This window comes from Citrobacter sp. RHB35-C21, from assembly GCF_013816515.1.
In the GTDB taxonomy this organism is placed as follows: domain Bacteria; phylum Pseudomonadota; class Gammaproteobacteria; order Enterobacterales; family Enterobacteriaceae; genus Citrobacter; species Citrobacter braakii.
The window spans coordinates 3,431,621-3,446,674 of sequence record NZ_CP057147.1 but is presented as its reverse complement, the minus strand read 5'-3'; the positions used below and the strand labels follow the sequence as shown (position 1 = coordinate 3,446,674).

General features: G+C 53.6%; 14 protein-coding genes. 9 read left to right on the top strand and 5 right to left on the bottom strand.

Annotated features, from left to right (window positions below):
- Nucleotides 1–82 precede the first annotated feature (82 nt).
- The 5 genes from iaaA to gsiD are packed head-to-tail and all read left to right on the top strand — an operon-like array spanning nt 83 to nt 6,354.
- Nucleotides 83–1,048 carry a beta-aspartyl-peptidase gene (iaaA, locus tag HVZ39_RS16855; protein WP_016156081.1) on the top strand — a complete coding sequence of 322 codons (966 nt, stop codon included), beginning with the start codon at nt 83–85 and terminating at the stop codon, nt 1,046–1,048.
- The gene (gene gsiA / locus HVZ39_RS16850; RefSeq protein ID WP_131348161.1) at nt 1,035–2,906 is read left to right on the top strand and encodes a glutathione ABC transporter ATP-binding protein GsiA; all 1,872 of its coding nucleotides are present in this window, start codon (nt 1,035–1,037) and stop codon (nt 2,904–2,906) included. Before iaaA ends, gsiA begins: the two co-directional genes overlap by 14 nt.
- A gap of 28 nt (nt 2,907–2,934) precedes the next feature.
- On the top strand, nt 2,935–4,473 hold the full coding sequence (gene gsiB, locus HVZ39_RS16845; RefSeq protein WP_181632727.1) for a glutathione ABC transporter substrate-binding protein GsiB: 1,539 nt from the start codon (nt 2,935–2,937) through the stop codon (nt 4,471–4,473).
- 46 nt (nt 4,474–4,519) lie between these two features.
- Complete coding sequence (gene gsiC / locus HVZ39_RS16840) at nt 4,520–5,440, top strand: glutathione ABC transporter permease GsiC (RefSeq protein WP_016152391.1); 921 nt, start codon at nt 4,520–4,522, stop codon at nt 5,438–5,440.
- A 2-nt stretch (nt 5,441–5,442) separates the two neighbouring features.
- Nucleotides 5,443–6,354 (top strand): glutathione ABC transporter permease GsiD, encoded by a 912-nt coding sequence (gsiD, locus tag HVZ39_RS16835; protein ID WP_181632726.1) that lies wholly within the window; start codon nt 5,443–5,445, stop codon nt 6,352–6,354.
- Nucleotides 6,355–6,411: 57 nt separating this feature from the next.
- Here the strand turns inward: gsiD and rimO are convergent, their stop codons facing one another.
- Nucleotides 6,412–7,737 (bottom strand): 30S ribosomal protein S12 methylthiotransferase RimO, encoded by a 1,326-nt coding sequence (gene rimO, locus HVZ39_RS16830; RefSeq protein ID WP_016152393.1) that lies wholly within the window; start codon nt 7,735–7,737, stop codon nt 6,412–6,414.
- Nucleotides 7,738–7,967: 230 nt separating this feature from the next.
- Here rimO and bssR point away from each other — a divergent pair, with 230 nt between their 5' ends.
- Entirely contained in the window at nt 7,968–8,351 is a 384-nt protein-coding gene (bssR, locus tag HVZ39_RS16825) for a biofilm formation regulator BssR (protein ID WP_047359409.1), read from the top strand.
- Nucleotides 8,352–8,453: 102 nt separating this feature from the next.
- Nucleotides 8,454–9,551, top strand: a complete 1,098-nt coding sequence (locus HVZ39_RS16820; protein WP_103283664.1) for a PQQ-dependent sugar dehydrogenase — start codon at nt 8,454–8,456, stop codon at nt 9,549–9,551.
- A gap of 5 nt (nt 9,552–9,556) precedes the next feature.
- Here HVZ39_RS16820 and HVZ39_RS16815 read toward each other — a convergent pair whose 3' ends face one another.
- Nucleotides 9,557–10,183, bottom strand: a complete 627-nt coding sequence (locus HVZ39_RS16815; RefSeq protein WP_016152396.1) for a glutathione S-transferase family protein — start codon at nt 10,181–10,183, stop codon at nt 9,557–9,559.
- Between the two features lie 328 nt (nt 10,184–10,511).
- Here HVZ39_RS16815 and dacC point away from each other — a divergent pair, with 328 nt between their 5' ends.
- Nucleotides 10,512–11,714 (top strand): serine-type D-Ala-D-Ala carboxypeptidase, encoded by a 1,203-nt coding sequence (gene dacC / locus HVZ39_RS16810; RefSeq protein WP_016156089.1) that lies wholly within the window; start codon nt 10,512–10,514, stop codon nt 11,712–11,714.
- A gap of 45 nt (nt 11,715–11,759) precedes the next feature.
- Here the strand turns inward: dacC and deoR are convergent, their stop codons facing one another.
- Both deoR and ybjG read right to left on the bottom strand, forming a co-directional pair.
- Nucleotides 11,760–12,518, bottom strand: a complete 759-nt coding sequence (deoR, locus tag HVZ39_RS16805) for a DNA-binding transcriptional repressor DeoR (RefSeq protein WP_016156090.1) — start codon at nt 12,516–12,518, stop codon at nt 11,760–11,762.
- Between the two features lie 64 nt (nt 12,519–12,582).
- The gene (ybjG, locus tag HVZ39_RS16800; protein WP_181632725.1) at nt 12,583–13,191 is read right to left on the bottom strand and encodes an undecaprenyl-diphosphate phosphatase; all 609 of its coding nucleotides are present in this window, start codon (nt 13,189–13,191) and stop codon (nt 12,583–12,585) included.
- A gap of 297 nt (nt 13,192–13,488) precedes the next feature.
- Here ybjG and HVZ39_RS16795 point away from each other — a divergent pair, with 297 nt between their 5' ends.
- Nucleotides 13,489–14,721 (top strand): MFS transporter, encoded by a 1,233-nt coding sequence (locus HVZ39_RS16795; RefSeq protein WP_181632724.1) that lies wholly within the window; start codon nt 13,489–13,491, stop codon nt 14,719–14,721.
- 28 nt (nt 14,722–14,749) lie between these two features.
- Here the strand turns inward: HVZ39_RS16795 and HVZ39_RS16790 are convergent, their stop codons facing one another.
- Entirely contained in the window at nt 14,750–15,031 is a 282-nt protein-coding gene (locus tag HVZ39_RS16790) for a hypothetical protein (RefSeq protein ID WP_019076373.1), read from the bottom strand.
- Nucleotides 15,032–15,054 lie beyond the last annotated feature (23 nt).

Genomic DNA, 15,054 nt, shown 5'->3' with positions numbered 1-15,054 from the left:
ATATTCAAAAATCGAATCAATAAGTCACCGAAATTCTGATATTTATAACCCCCCGGTACCCGCCACCTAATGGACGAATAAAATGGGTAAAGCAGTCATTGCAATTCACGGCGGCGCAGGGGCTATCACCCGCGCGTTACTGAGCCAGGAGCAAGAATTGCGTTATATACAAGCGCTGTCGGATATCGTTGAAACCGGCCAACGGATGCTTGAAGACGGTCGTAGCGCACTGGATGTGGTCACCGAAGCCGTGCGTTTGTTGGAGGAGTGTCCGTTGTTTAATGCCGGAATTGGCGCGGTGTATACCCGTGATGAAACCCATGAACTGGACGCCTGTGTGATGGACGGTAATACGCTAAACGCGGGAGCCGTCGCCGGGGTTAGCCATCTGCGCAATCCAATTCTCGCGGCTCGCCTGGTGATGGAGCACAGCCCCCACGTCATGATGATAGGTGAAGGGGCTGAAAACTTTGCCATTGCGCAGGGTATGGAGCGCGTTTCGGCGGATATTTTCTCGACGCCAGAACGCTATGCTCAACTGCTGGCAGCGCAATCGGCGGGTGAAACGGTGCTGGATCATAGCGCGACCCCGCTGGATGAAAACAACAAAATGGGTACTGTGGGTGCGGTCGCACTGGATATGTTTGGCAATCTGGCGGCGGCAACATCGACCGGCGGGATGACCAACAAATTACCGGGTCGGGTAGGTGACAGTCCGCTGGTTGGCGCTGGCTGTTATGCCAATAACGCAAGTGTGGCCGTTTCCTGCACCGGAACCGGTGAAGTCTTTATTCGTGCGCTGGCGGCCTATGACATTGCGGCGTTGATGGACTATGGCGGCCTGAGTTTATCGGAGGCGTGCGAACGCGTAGTAATGGAAAAATTACCGGCGCTCGGCGGTAGCGGCGGTTTAATTGCCGTCGATCACGAGGGCAACGTCGCCTTGCCGTTTAACAGCGAAGGCATGTACCGTGCTTGGGGATATGCAGGCGATACGCCAACCACCGGTATTTATCGGGAAAAAGGAGATACCGTTGCCACACAGTGATGAGCTTGACGCCTGCGACGTGCTGGCAGTCAGCAACCTGAACATTGCCTTTGAACAGGAGCAACAGCGCATCAGTGCGGTGCGTAATCTGTCATTTCGCCTGAAGCGTGGTGAAACGCTGGCGATAGTGGGTGAATCCGGTTCAGGAAAGTCGGTAACAGCCTTGTCGCTAATGCGTTTGATTGAACAGTCAGGCGGCGAGGTGAGCTGCGATGAAATGCTCCTTCGACGCCGTAACCGACAGGTTATTGAGCTGGGTGAACAGAGCGCGTCGCGGATGCGTCACGTGCGTGGCGCGGATATCGCCATGATCTTCCAGGAGCCCATGACATCGCTTAATCCGGTATTTACCGTAGGTGAGCAGATTGCTGAGTCAATCCGTTTGCATCAGGGGGCCAGCCACGAAGAGGCGATGGTGGAAGCGAAACGGATGCTCGACCAGGTGCGTATCCCCGAGGCGAAGGCTATTTTATCGCGCTATCCGCACCAGCTTTCTGGCGGCATGCGCCAGCGGGTAATGATCGCCATGGCGCTATCGTGTCGCCCTGCGGTTTTAATTGCCGATGAGCCGACTACCGCGCTGGATGTCACTATTCAGGCACAGATCCTGCAACTGATAAAAGTGCTGCAGCAGGATATGTCGATGGGAGTGATCTTTATTACCCACGATATGGGCGTCGTAGCGGATATTGCCGATCGCGTGCTGGTGATGTATCAGGGCGAGGCGGTAGAAACCGGCAGCGTTGAGCAGATTTTTCACGCTCCCCAGCATCCTTACACCAAAGCGCTGCTGGCAGCCGTGCCGCAGCTTGGGGCGATGACCGGACAAGCGTACCCGCGCCGGTTTCCACTCATTTCGTTACACGATCCCAGCCATGTAGAACCACAGACTGAACAGGATACCGTGGTTGAAGGCGAGCCTATTTTGCAGGTACGTAATCTGGTGACGCGTTTTCCGCTGCGCAGCGGCATTCTTAATCGGGTGACCCGCGAGGTGCATGCGGTGGAAAACGTCAGCTTTGACCTGTGGCCCGGAGAGACGCTCTCGCTGGTGGGGGAGTCAGGCTGCGGGAAATCCACCACCGGTCGGGCGCTGCTACGTCTGGTCGAGTCTCAACGCGGGGAGATTGTTTTCAACGGACAGCGTATCGATACCCTGGCCGCCAGTAAGCTACAGCCGCTGCGTCGGGATATTCAATTTATCTTCCAGGACCCCTATGCTTCGCTCGATCCGCGTCAGACCGTGGGATATTCCATTTTAGAACCGCTGCGGGTGCATGGGCTACTGCAAGGCGATGCGGCGGCAAAACGGGTTGCATGGCTGCTGGAACGCGTAGGATTGCTCCCTGAGCATGCCTGGCGCTATCCGCATGAGTTTTCCGGTGGGCAGCGTCAGCGGATCTGTATTGCCCGGGCGCTGGCGCTCAATCCCAAGGTGATTATTGCCGATGAGTCAGTCTCGGCGCTGGATGTCTCAATTCGCGGGCAAATTATCAACCTGTTGCTCGACCTCCAACGAGAAATGGGGATTGCGTACCTGTTTATTTCCCACGATATGGCGGTGGTGGAGCGGATCAGTCATCGGGTGGCGGTGATGTACCTTGGGCAAATCGTCGAGATCGGCACCCGACGCGCGGTGTTTGAAAATCCGCAGCATCCGTACACCCGCAAACTGATGGCGGCAGTCCCGGTCGCCGATCCCTCACATCACCGGCCCCAGCGCGTGCTGCTGTCGGATGATATCCCCAGTAATATCCGCAAACGCGGTGAAGAGATTTCCCCCGTTTCACTCCAGCAAGTTGGCCCGGGGCATTATGTTGCGCGTGGGCAACCAGAAAATGCGCTTTCGCGTTTATAACAGGCAGGCAGGGTTTAAGGAGAATAACATGACAAAAATTGTTGCTCGAAAATGGCTGGTTGCTGTGGGAGTGGCCTCTGCGCTGGCCGCCACACCTGGCTGGGCCGCCAAAGATGTAGTAGTGGCGGTAGGATCCAATTTCACCACCCTCGATCCCTACGACGCAAACGACACGTTGTCGCAGGCGGTAGCGAAGTCGTTTTACCAGGGACTGTTTGGCCTTGATAAAGAGATGAAGCTGAAAAATGTGCTGGCGGAGAGTTATGCGGTTTCTGATGATGGCCTGACTTATACCCTTAAGCTGCGACAGGGCGTGAAGTTTCAGGACGGCACCGACTTCAACGCCGATGCGGTTAAAGCTAACCTCGACCGGGCCAGCAACCCGGAAAACCATCTGAAACGCTACAACCTGTATAAGAATATCGATAAAACCGAGGTCGTCGATCCGTCGACGGTGAAGATAACGCTGAAGCAGCCGTTCTCTGCATTTATCAATATTCTGGCGCACCCGGCTACGGCGATGATCTCTCCCGCCGCGCTGGAGAAATACGGCAAGGAGATCGGTTTTCATCCCGTGGGGACCGGGCCGTATCAGCTTGAGACCTGGAATCAGACGGATTTTGTAAAGGTTAAGAAGTTCGCGGGTTACTGGCAGCAAGGGCTGCCAAAGCTGGATACGATTACCTGGCGTCCGGTGACCGACAACAACACGCGTGCGGCAATGCTGCAGACCGGGGAAGCGCAGTTTGCCTTCCCGATCCCTTACGAACAGGCGGCGCTACTGGCGAAGAATAAAAACCTGGAACTGGTGGCCAGTCCGTCTATTATGCAGCGTTACATCAGCATGAACGTCACGCAAAAACCGTTCGATAACCCGAAGGTGCGTGAAGCGCTGAATTATGCCATCAACCGTCAGGCGCTGGTGAAAGTGGCGTTTGCCGGTTACGCAACGCCAGCAACCGGCGTTCTCCCTCCGTCGATCGCCTATGCGCAAAGCTATACGCCATGGCCATACGACCCGGCAAAAGCGCGCGAACTGCTGAAAGAAGCGGGTTATCCGAACGGTTTTACCACCACGCTATGGTCTTCTCATAACCATAGTACCGCGCAGAAAGTGCTGCAATTTACCCAGCAGCAACTGGCGCAGGTGGGCGTTAAGGCTCAGGTGACGGCGATGGATGCCGGTCAGCGCGCGGCGCAAGTCGAAGGTAAAGCGCAGAAAGAGAGCGGGGTACGCATGTTCTACACCGGCTGGTCTGCCTCTACGGGTGAAGCAGACTGGGCGCTGTCACCGCTGTTTGCATCTCAAAACTGGCCGCCAACGCTGTTTAATACGGCGTTCTACAGCAATAAGCAGGTGGACAGTGATTTAGCAGCAGCTTTGCAAACCAACGATCTGGCCCAGAAAGCGAAGCTGTACAAGGATGCGCAGGATATTATCTGGAAAGAGTCGCCGTGGATCCCACTGGTTGTGGAACAACTGATTTCGGCGCACAACACCAGATTGACCGGGTTCTGGATCATGCCGGATACCGGATTTAGCTTTGATGATGCGGATTTAAAATAAGCTATTCATCCGGCCCCGCCACGCAGGGGCCGGCGAAGGGAGTGTGATGCTTAACTATGTTTTCAAGCGCCTGCTGGGGTTGATTCCAACTCTGTTGATTGTAGCGGTGCTGGTATTTTTATTTGTTCACCTGCTACCCGGCGATCCGGCCCGGCTGATTGCCGGACCGGAGGCTGATGCTGAGGTTATCGAACTGGTGCGTCAGCAGTTGGGTCTGGACCAGCCGCTGCATATTCAGTTCTGGCATTACATTACTAACGTGTTGCAAGGCGATTTTGGAACCTCAATGGTTTCTCGTCGCCCGGTTTCCGAAGAGATAGCCAGTCGTTTTATGCCATCGCTATGGCTGACCATTGCCAGCATGGCGTGGGCGGTGTTATTCGGCATGACGGCAGGGATCATTGCTGCTGTATGGCGCAATCGTTGGCCGGACAGATTGAGTATGACGCTCGCCGTCACCGGGATCTCTTTCCCGGCGTTTGCGCTTGGCATGCTGCTCATGCAGATATTCTCCGTTGAGCTTGGCTGGTTACCCACCGTTGGCGCTGATACCTGGCGGCACTATATCCTCCCGTCTATTACCCTGGGTGCGGCGGTGGCTGCGGTGTTAGCCCGGTTTACCCGCGCTTCGTTTGTCGATGTGCTCAGTGAAGACTATATGCGTACCGCGCGGGCCAAAGGGGTGAGTGAAACCTGGGTGGTGTTAAAACATGGTTTGCGTAATGCGATGATCCCGGTGGTCACCATGATGGGGCTACAGTTTGGCTTTTTGCTTGGCGGCTCAATTGTCGTTGAGAAGGTGTTTAACTGGCCAGGGCTTGGGCGGCTGTTGGTGGACTCAGTCGAAATGCGCGACTACCCGGTGATTCAGGCCGAGGTGCTGTTGTTTTCTCTGGAGTTTATTCTTATTAACTTAGTGGTGGATGTGCTCTATGCCGCCATTAATCCGGCTATCAGGTACAAGTAAGGATGCGATTTTTTAACTGGCGCCGACAGGCGATTTTAAATGCGATGCCCCTTGTTAAGCCTGAGCAGATACGCACGCCGTGGCATGAATTCTGGCGTCGTTTCCGTCGCCAGCGCATGGCGATGTTAGCGGGGTTATTTGTCGTGCTGCTGATAATGGTGGCGATTTTTGCTCGCTGGTTAACGCCATTTGATGCCGAGAATTACTTCGATTATGACCGTCTGAATGACGGACCGTCGGTGCTGCACTGGTTCGGCGTTGACTCGCTGGGGCGGGATATTTTTAGCCGCGTGCTGGTGGGGGCGCAAATCTCGCTGGCGGCGGGGGTCTTTGCCGTATTTATTGGCGCGGCGATTGGCACCGTGCTGGGTCTGCTGGCGGGATACTACGAAGGCTGGTGGGATCGACTGATTATGCGTATCTGCGATGTGCTGTTTGCCTTTCCGGGTATTTTGCTGGCGATAGCCGTGGTCGCTGTGCTGGGCAGCGGCATTGCAAACGTGATTATTGCCGTGGCCATTTTCTCCATTCCGGCCTTCGCGCGGCTGGTGCGCGCAAATACGCTGGTGCTAAAGCAGCAGACCTTTATTGAATCCGCGCGCAGTATCGGCGCCAGCGATGCGACCATCATCTTCAACCATATCCTGCCGGGTACGGTTTCATCGATCGTGGTCTTTTTTACCATGCGAATTGGCACGTCGATTATCTCTGCCGCGAGCCTGTCATTTCTGGGATTGGGTGCGCAGCCGCCGACCCCGGAGTGGGGGGCAATGCTCAATGAAGCCCGCGCTGATATGGTGATCGCGCCGCACGTGGCGATTTTCCCGGCGGTGGCGATATTCCTGACGGTACTGGCGTTTAACTTACTCGGAGATGGTCTGCGCGACGCGCTGGACCCGAAAATTAAAGGATAAATCACAGGGCCGGATAAGACGTAACGCTTATCCGGCCTACAGTTGGGTTGCGCTTATTTAAACGCGGGTGCCCCACAGATCGTATTCATCAGCGTTTTCGACCTTCACGCGGATGATATCGCCAGGTTTCACCTTGGTTTCGCCATTCAGGTATACCGCGCCGTCGATTTCCGGGGCGTCAGCCATGCTGCGGCCAATCGCGCCTTCTTCGTCAACTTCATCAACGATAACCAGAATTTCGCGGCCCACTTTCTCCTGCAAACGTTCAGCAGAGATTTGCTGTTGCAATTGCATAAAGCGGTTCCAGCGTTCCTCTTTCACCTCTTCCGGGATTTGGTCCGGCAGGTCATTGGCGCCAGCGCCTTCTACCGGGCTGTATTTAAAGCAGCCCACGCGGTCCAGACGCGCTTCCTTCAGGAAGTCGAGCAGCATCTGGAAGTCTTCTTCCGTTTCACCCGGGAAACCGACAATGAAGGTTGAGCGCAGCGTCAGTTCAGGGCAGATTTCACGCCACTGCTTGATGCGTGCCAGTTGTCTGTCCACGGAGCCTGGGCGTTTCATCAGCTTAAGAATACGCGGGCTGGCATGTTGCAGCGGGATGTCCAGATACGGCAGGATTTTCCCTTCCGCCATCAGTGGGATCACGTCATCAACGTGCGGGTAGGGATAGACGTAATGCAGACGAGTCCAGATCCCCAGTTTTGATAACTGCTCGCACAGATCAACCATGCTGGTTTTGACCGGCTCGCCGTTATGGAAACCGGTGCGATGCTTCACATCCACGCCGTACGCGGAGGTATCCTGAGAAATGACCAGTATCTCTTTCACGCCCGCATCCACCAGACGTTTGGCTTCGCTGAGGACGTCGCCAATCGGACGGCTCACCAGATCGCCACGCATCGACGGAATAATGCAGAACGTGCAGCGGTGGTTGCAGCCTTCAGAAATTTTCAGATAGGCATAATGACGCGGAGTGAGCTTGACGCCCTGTTCAGGAACCAGGCTCAGGAACGGGTTGTGCTTTGGTTTGGGCACATAGTGGTGAACGTGCTCCAGAACCTGTTCGTAGCTATGCGGCCCGGTGATTTCCAGCACCTTCGGGTGGACTTCACGGATCTGATCGACTTTCGCGCCCAGACAGCCGGTGACGATCACCTTGCCGTTTTCGTTCAGCGCTTCGCCGATTGCTTCCAGCGACTCCTGAACCGCGCTGTCGATAAAGCCACAGGTGTTAACGATAACCATATCCGCGTCGTCGTAGCTTGGCACAACATCATAGCCTTCGGTACGAAGTTCGGTCAGGATGCGTTCAGAATCGACGAGGTTTTTCGGGCAGCCGAGGGAGACAAAGCCGATTTTCGGCTGGTGGGTTACATTGCTCATAGCGTAAAAATTGTTCAGTTATTGGAATATTCAGGGCACGGATTCTACAGAGTTCTGAATAAAAATTGTATCGCAATCTCATACCATCAGTCGCCACGCCCGGCGTGGAATTAAAGATTATTTGTAAATTATGTTAATTTTCGGTGATGGATTGATCCTGGACACGACTTTGTTCAAAAAATGACCATACTATTAAGTTGCACCATAGTTGGAAAGAGGAGGAACAAAGTATGGTTGTTGACAGACTGAGAACCGATCTTCTCAACAAATTGATAAACGCCCGTGTCGAACTTGCCGCTTATCTGCTGTTGAGAAAAGCGAAAGGCTACATGTCAGTCAGCGAGAGCGATCGTCTGCGTGATAATTTTTTTGCACTGAATCGCGAATTGCACGAGCAATCACAGCTTCACGGTATGCATCTTGATCAGGAAGAGTGGAATGCCCTTCATCGTGCTGAAGGGGCGTTAGCCGCCGCCGCTGTTTGTCTTATGAGTGGACATCACGATTGTCCAACTTTTATCGCCGTTAACGCAGAGAAACTGGAAAACTGCCTGACAACGCTGACGCTAAGTATCCAGTGTTTGCAATCTTATCCAACGCTGGAACACGTCTGAATCAGGGGGAGGGCGCTCCCCCTTTTCGTTAAGATTATGTAAATGTGGCGGGATAATTCCCCTTGCTGGCTACGCTTTATGCAGAGCCATTAAGGAGGTGTTATGCGTCGACTCTTTCTCTGTGCTGTCCCACTCGCGCTATTTTCCTCTTATGCCGCCGCGGTAGAGGTGGAAGTGCTGCAAACGAAACTCGATCATCCGTGGTCGCTGGCGTTTTTACCCGACAATCGCGGTATGCTCATTACGCTCAAAGGCGGCCAGCTTCGACTTTGGCAGTCTGGAAAGGGGCTTTCCGACCCGCTAACCGGCGTACCCAAAGTCTGGGCGAATGGTCAGGGGGGATTGCTTGATGTGGCATTAGCTCCGGATTTTAAACAATCTCGCCGGGTGTGGCTTAGCTTTGCTGAAGCTGACAGTGAAGGTAACGCCGGGACAGCGGTTGGTTACGGACGACTGAGCGACGATCTCAAACATCTGCAAGGGTTCCAGACCATTTTTCGCCAACAGCCGAAGCTCTCCAGCGGAAACCATTTTGGCGGACGTATGGTTTTTGATGGCAACGGTTATCTGTTTATTGGTCTTGGTGAAAATAATCAACGTTCTACCGCACAGGATCTGGATAAGTTGCAGGGCAAGGTCGTACGACTGACCGATGAGGGAAAAATTCCGCCGGATAATCCGTTTGTGAAGAGGGCAGGAGCGCGGGCAGAGATTTGGTCATATGGTATCCGCAACCCGCAGGGGATGGCGATGAATCCCTGGAGCGATACGCTATGGCTCAATGAGCATGGTCCACGCGGGGGCGATGAAATCAATATCCCGGAGAAAGGGAAAAACTATGGTTGGCCGCTTGCGACCTGGGGCGTTAACTACAGTGGTCTTAAAATTCCCGAAGCAAAAGGCCCAATTGTTGCTGGAACAGAGCAACCCATCTTTTACTGGGAAAAGTCACCGGCGGTCAGCGGAATGGCTTTTTATAATAGCGATACCTTCCCACAGTGGCGGCAGAAGTTGTTCATTGGCGCGTTGAAAGATAAAGAAGTGATCGTGCTGAGCGTCAAAGGGAATGCCGTCACCGAAGAGGGTCGTCTGTTGCAGGAAAGGGGACAACGGATCCGTGATGTGCGCGTCGGACCAGACGGGTACTTATACGTACTAACCGACGAGTCCGACGGGGAATTACTGAAAGTGAGTCCCTGATTTAGTTAGCTGACCGGGATCATTACGACTTTTTGAAACGCCGGACGTTCGGTCAGTTGCTGATACCAGTGCTCCAGATGTGGGCGTGGGGTCCAGCTCAGACCAACGTTGAACAGGTTATAGATGAACGGCGCAACGGCGATATCGGCAGTGCCAAATTCAGCCCCGGAGAACCATGGCTGGTCCGCCAGCGCGTTATCCAGAATAGCAAACAGGTTATCGCACACCTGACTACCTGCCTCGATTGCCGCCATATCGCGTTTCTCGGCAGGGGTTCTGACCAGGCCAAACAAGATAACCCGATGCGCAGGACTTAGCGTCTGGTTTGCCCAGTCCATCCATTTTTCACCGACGGCGCGCGCGGCCGGGGCGTCAATCCACAAACGCTTTTGTCCGTACTGAGCTGCCAGATAGCGGACAATGGTATTGGATTCCCAGAGAACAACGTCCGTTTCATCATCGCGTAGCAGCGGGACCAGTCCGTTCGGGTTGAGTGCCAGATAGTCGGCATCGCGGTTACCGCCATGCTGTCCGCCCGCCAGAATTTGGTTATACGGCAGTTCCAGTTCCTCGAGCGTCCACAATACTTTTTTTACGTTGGTCGAGTTATTGCGACCCCACAGTGTAATCATAGTAACCCCGCAAATTAATTGAGCAGCTTTATGGCTGCAGATGCCATCTGACTAGCCCACATGGTGGGGTAAACCTAATATTTACGCAACAAAGTCTAAAAAAATCGTGCCAGGAGCAGCGCAGCGCGGTGTTATTGCATAAACTTTAAAAACTTTACCAACTTACGGTTTCTTTAAGCTCGTTAGTGCGTTATTACTCACCGCACTTATTTTACACGTCATCCATCAGACCTTTTCTGCATGGGTTGGCCAGGGTCGCCTGGCTGGTTTTGTGTAAACACGGTGTGGTATGACGTGGTTTTTTGGAATGGATACTCGGGTGGCATTTATGACGCAATACTTCTCTTCACTTCGCAGCTTTGCTGCAGGTTCTGCACTCTTAATCCTTTTGGCGCCGAGCGTACAGGCGGCGGAGCAACCAACGGCCCCACCGAGCGTCGACGCGCGCGCGTGGATCCTAATGGATTACGCCAGCGGTAAGGTACTGGCGGAAGGTAATGCTGATGAGAAACTGGATCCTGCCAGTCTGACCAAGATCATGACCAGTTATGTAGTCGGTCAGGCGCTGAAGGCCGGGAAAATTAACCTCAACGACATGGTCACCGTGGGCAAAGACGCCTGGGCGACCGGTAATCCGGCCCTGCGCGGTTCGTCGGTTATGTTCCTCAAACCTGGCGATCAGGTTGCAGTGTCCGATCTGAACAAAGGCGTTATCATCCAGTCTGGTAACGATGCCTGTATCGCACTGGCTGATTACGTTGCCGGCAGCCAGGAATCCTTCATTGGTCTGATGAACGGCTACGCGAAAAAACTGGGGCTGACCAATACCACTTTCCAGACCGTGCATGGCCTGGATGCGGCAGGACAGTTCAGTACCGCACGTGATATGGCCCTGCTCGGGAAGGCGCTAATCCACGATGTACCGGAAGAGTACGCTATCCACAAAGAGAAAGAATTTACCTTTAATAAAATCCGCCAGCCGAACCGCAACCGTTTGTTGTGGAGCACCAACCTGAACGTGGACGGTATGAAAACCGGTACCACGGCCGGGGCGGGATACAACCTGGTCGCTTCCGCGACCCAGGGGGATATGCGCTTGATCTCCGTGGTGTTGGGGGCGAAAACCGACCGCATTCGTTTTAATGAGTCAGAAAAGCTGCTGACCTGGGGCTTCCGCTTCTTTGAAACCGTTACGCCGATTAAACCGGATGCCACTTTCGTGACGCAGCGCGTCTGGTTTGGCGATAAGAGTGAGGTTAATTTGGGCGCCGGAGAAGCGGGCTCGGTGACTATCCCGCGTGGTCAGCTCAAAAACCTGAAGGCCAGCTTTACCCTGACCGAACCACAGTTAACCGCGCCGCTGAAGAAAGGCCAGGTTGTGGGGACTATCGACTTCCAGTTGAACGGGAAATCCATCGAGCAGCGTCCACTGATGGTGATGGAGGCCGTGGAAGAGGGGGGATTCTTTAGTCGCATGTGGGACTTTGTGATGATGAAATTCCACCAGTGGTTTGGCGGCTGGTTCTCTTAAGCTTAGCGTTTGCCGGATGACGCTATCGCCATCCGGCAGTATCGCTTAATACATCAGTTTGATACGTTGCGCTTTCGCGTGCTCAACAAACGCCTCGTCAGGACGGCTATCGCTGACGATGGTATTAAAGCGTTTTACTTCACCCATCCGCGCAGGACGTACCTTACCAAATTTGCTGTGATCGACCACCAGCACGTGATGCTGCGCCATCGACATCGCCCAGTGTTTCACTGGTAGCTCTTCCAGGTTAAAACAGGTCGCGCCTTTCTCAATATGAACGCCAGCTGCGGAATAAAAAGCGATATCCGGGCACAGGTTGTTCAGCGTTTCCTGGAAATCAAGCGGTTTGAAAATTGCGTTGCTGGCATGGAATTCGCCACCACACAGAATGACGCGGCACTGCGGTTTTTCCTGCAGCACCAGAAACGTATTCAGCGAGTAGCAGATTGCGGTGAAAGGCAATTCATTGTCGATAGCCTCAATGATCCACGGCGTGGTGGTACCACAGTCAAAAAAGATAGTCTGATGTGCCTGCACGAGGCTTGCCGCCATCTGGGCGGCACGGCGCTTTTCATCAACCAGTCGGGATTTTTGATCGCTGATTAAATAGTGATTGGCGCTGCGGGGTTCCAGAACAATATAGCCCCCGAGCAAGACGACGGGAGCATCGTGATTATTCAGGTCGCGACGAATGGTCATCTCAGATACGCCCAGCAGCGTCGCGGCTTCTTTGAGGTGTAATTTATCGCTGCGTTTCAGCGCCTGCAGTAATTGACCAATACGCTCGTCGCGTCGAGTTTCCATAGTTCCCCTGGAGAGTAGAATAAGTGCTCAGTATCGCGCTTAATACTACTCTTTTTACCGTGGGTTAGTCACGCACCCAGCCTTTACGGATGGGCAGAGCGAAGCAGGCGCGATAGCCATTTTGCAAGCCGAGGTACAGGGGCGTGCCAAACCGCTGCCAGATCATCTGGGCGCTCAGGCAGCCAATCAGCCCGACGAGTAATCCTCCCAGCATATCCAGCGGCCAGTGTACGCCAAGGTAGACCCGCGACCAGGCAATCGCCACAGCAACGACCATCAGCAGACCGCCCGTCCACAGGCGATGCCAGAACAAGAAAGCCAGTGCAAAGGTAAAGATAACCGTACCGTGATCGCTCGGGAAAGAGTCATCCGCCGCATGATGCAGGAAGTTGTAACCGATGTGGTTAACAAACGGACGATCGTGAGGGAACAGATGCCCCATCAGCCATGAAATCGTCAGACCGACGATCAGCGCAATCGCCATTTTTATAACTAACTGGCGCTGGAGAGTAACCTGGGCCCGCGGCCCCCAAAGCCAAAGCACAACGGCTAACAGCGGTACGATGTTAATCAGGTCTTTGGCAATAAAAATGGCAAGCGATATCATCCATTGCGCAGAGTCCGGCGTGGCATTGATGAGATAAAAAAGTGAGTTGTTCAGATTTTCCAGCATAACGTCCAGACTCAGTGTAATCGTTAAAAAGGCCCAAGAGGGGAGAGCATAAAATTGCTTTCACGGGATAAAAAGCGGTCTTGTCTTATTTGTCTGTTAAATGACTATTTTTCAGACAATTAATGAGACTTATTGAACATGATAGCGGTCTCAACTTAAATTAACCTTAACGCAAAATGTTCCTGAGCAAATGAGTGTAAAAATGTGCGCAATTTGCTTTCAAATCACATAATTCACTATCACCAGTACGGCGCATTTATTACACTTTGCGCGATTTTTCTATAGTTAAGAGACTGCATGCAGAACCGTTTATCTTCAGGCGCCCGTTTGGGGCGTCAGGCATTACTTTTCCCTCTCTGTCTGGTGCTTTACGAATTCTCTACTTATATCGGCAACGATATGATCCAGCCCGGAATGTTGGCGGTGGTGGAGCAATATAATGCCGGATTAGATTGGGTGCCCACATCCATGACCGCCTATCTGGCTGGCGGCATGTTTTTGCAGTGGTTATTAGGACCGCTGTCGGATCGAATTGGACGTCGCCCGGTGATGTTAACCGGCGTGCTCTGGTTCATTGTGACCTGCCTTGCAACCCTGCTTGCGCAGAATATTGAGCAATTTACCTTCCTGCGTTTTTTACAAGGGATAAGCCTGTGCTTTATTGGCGCGGTGGGTTACGCCGCAATTCAGGAATCCTTTGAAGAAGCGGTGTGCATAAAAATTACCGCGCTGATGGCAAACGTAGCGTTGATTGCGCCCCTGCTGGGGCCGTTGGTCGGTGCAGCCTGGGTACATGTTCTGCCGTGGGAAGGGATGTTTATCCTGTTTGCCGCCCTGGCCGCCATCTCTTTTTTTGGTCTGCAACGCGCGATGCCGGAGACGGCAACCCGGCTTGGTGAAAAGCTGTCGATTAAAGAGCTGGGCAAAGATTATAAGCTGGTGCTGAGGAACGTGCGCTTTGCTGCAGGCGCGCTGGCATTGGGTTTTGTCAGCCTGCCGTTACTGGCGTGGATTGCGCAGTCCCCGATTATTATCATCAGCGGTGAACATCTCAGCAGCTACGAATATGGCCTGTTGCAGGTGCCGATTTTTGGCGCGTTGATTGCCGGTAACCTGGTACTGGCGCGCCTGACCTCGCGAAAAACCGTACGTTCGCTGATTATCATGGGCGGCTGGCCAATCGCCGTCGGGCTGGTGATTGCCGCTGCGGCCACGGTGGTGTCATCCCATGCGTATCTATGGATGACGGCGGGTTTAAGCATCTATGCGTTTGGTATTGGCGTGGCGAATGCTGGACTGGTACGTCTGACGCTGTTTGCCAGTGAAATGAGTAAGGGCACGGTTTCTGCCGCCATGGGTATGTTGCAGATGCTGATTTTTACCGTCGGTATTGAGCTGAGTAAACACGCTTATCTGCTCGGAGGAAACGGCTTGTTCAGCCTGTTCAATCTGGCAAGCGGCGTACTGTGGGTGATTCTGATGGTTATCTTCCTGAAAGATAAACGGGTAGGGGATTCACGGGAAGGTTAAAGCCCGGTTGCCCGGGCCAGGCAAAAACTTAGTGGTGATCGTCAATCTGGTGTTCGATGATCATTCCTTCACCGACGCTTGCAACATGTCGCGCATAAGGATGTGCGCGATAGACTGGGGCCGGGGCAGGCGCCGGAGCAACATACACCGTTTGTGGCGCGGTGGTGACGCTGACCGCCTGCGGAACGCTGACGGAAGAGGGCACTACCACCACCTTATAACCGCTTGGTACATCAACGGTAACGCTTTGCGCAAATGTTGTCCCCGCAAAACCCAGCAACAATGTCGCTATCAGTACACTTTTCTTCATAATCCGCTCGTCTGAATATTCAC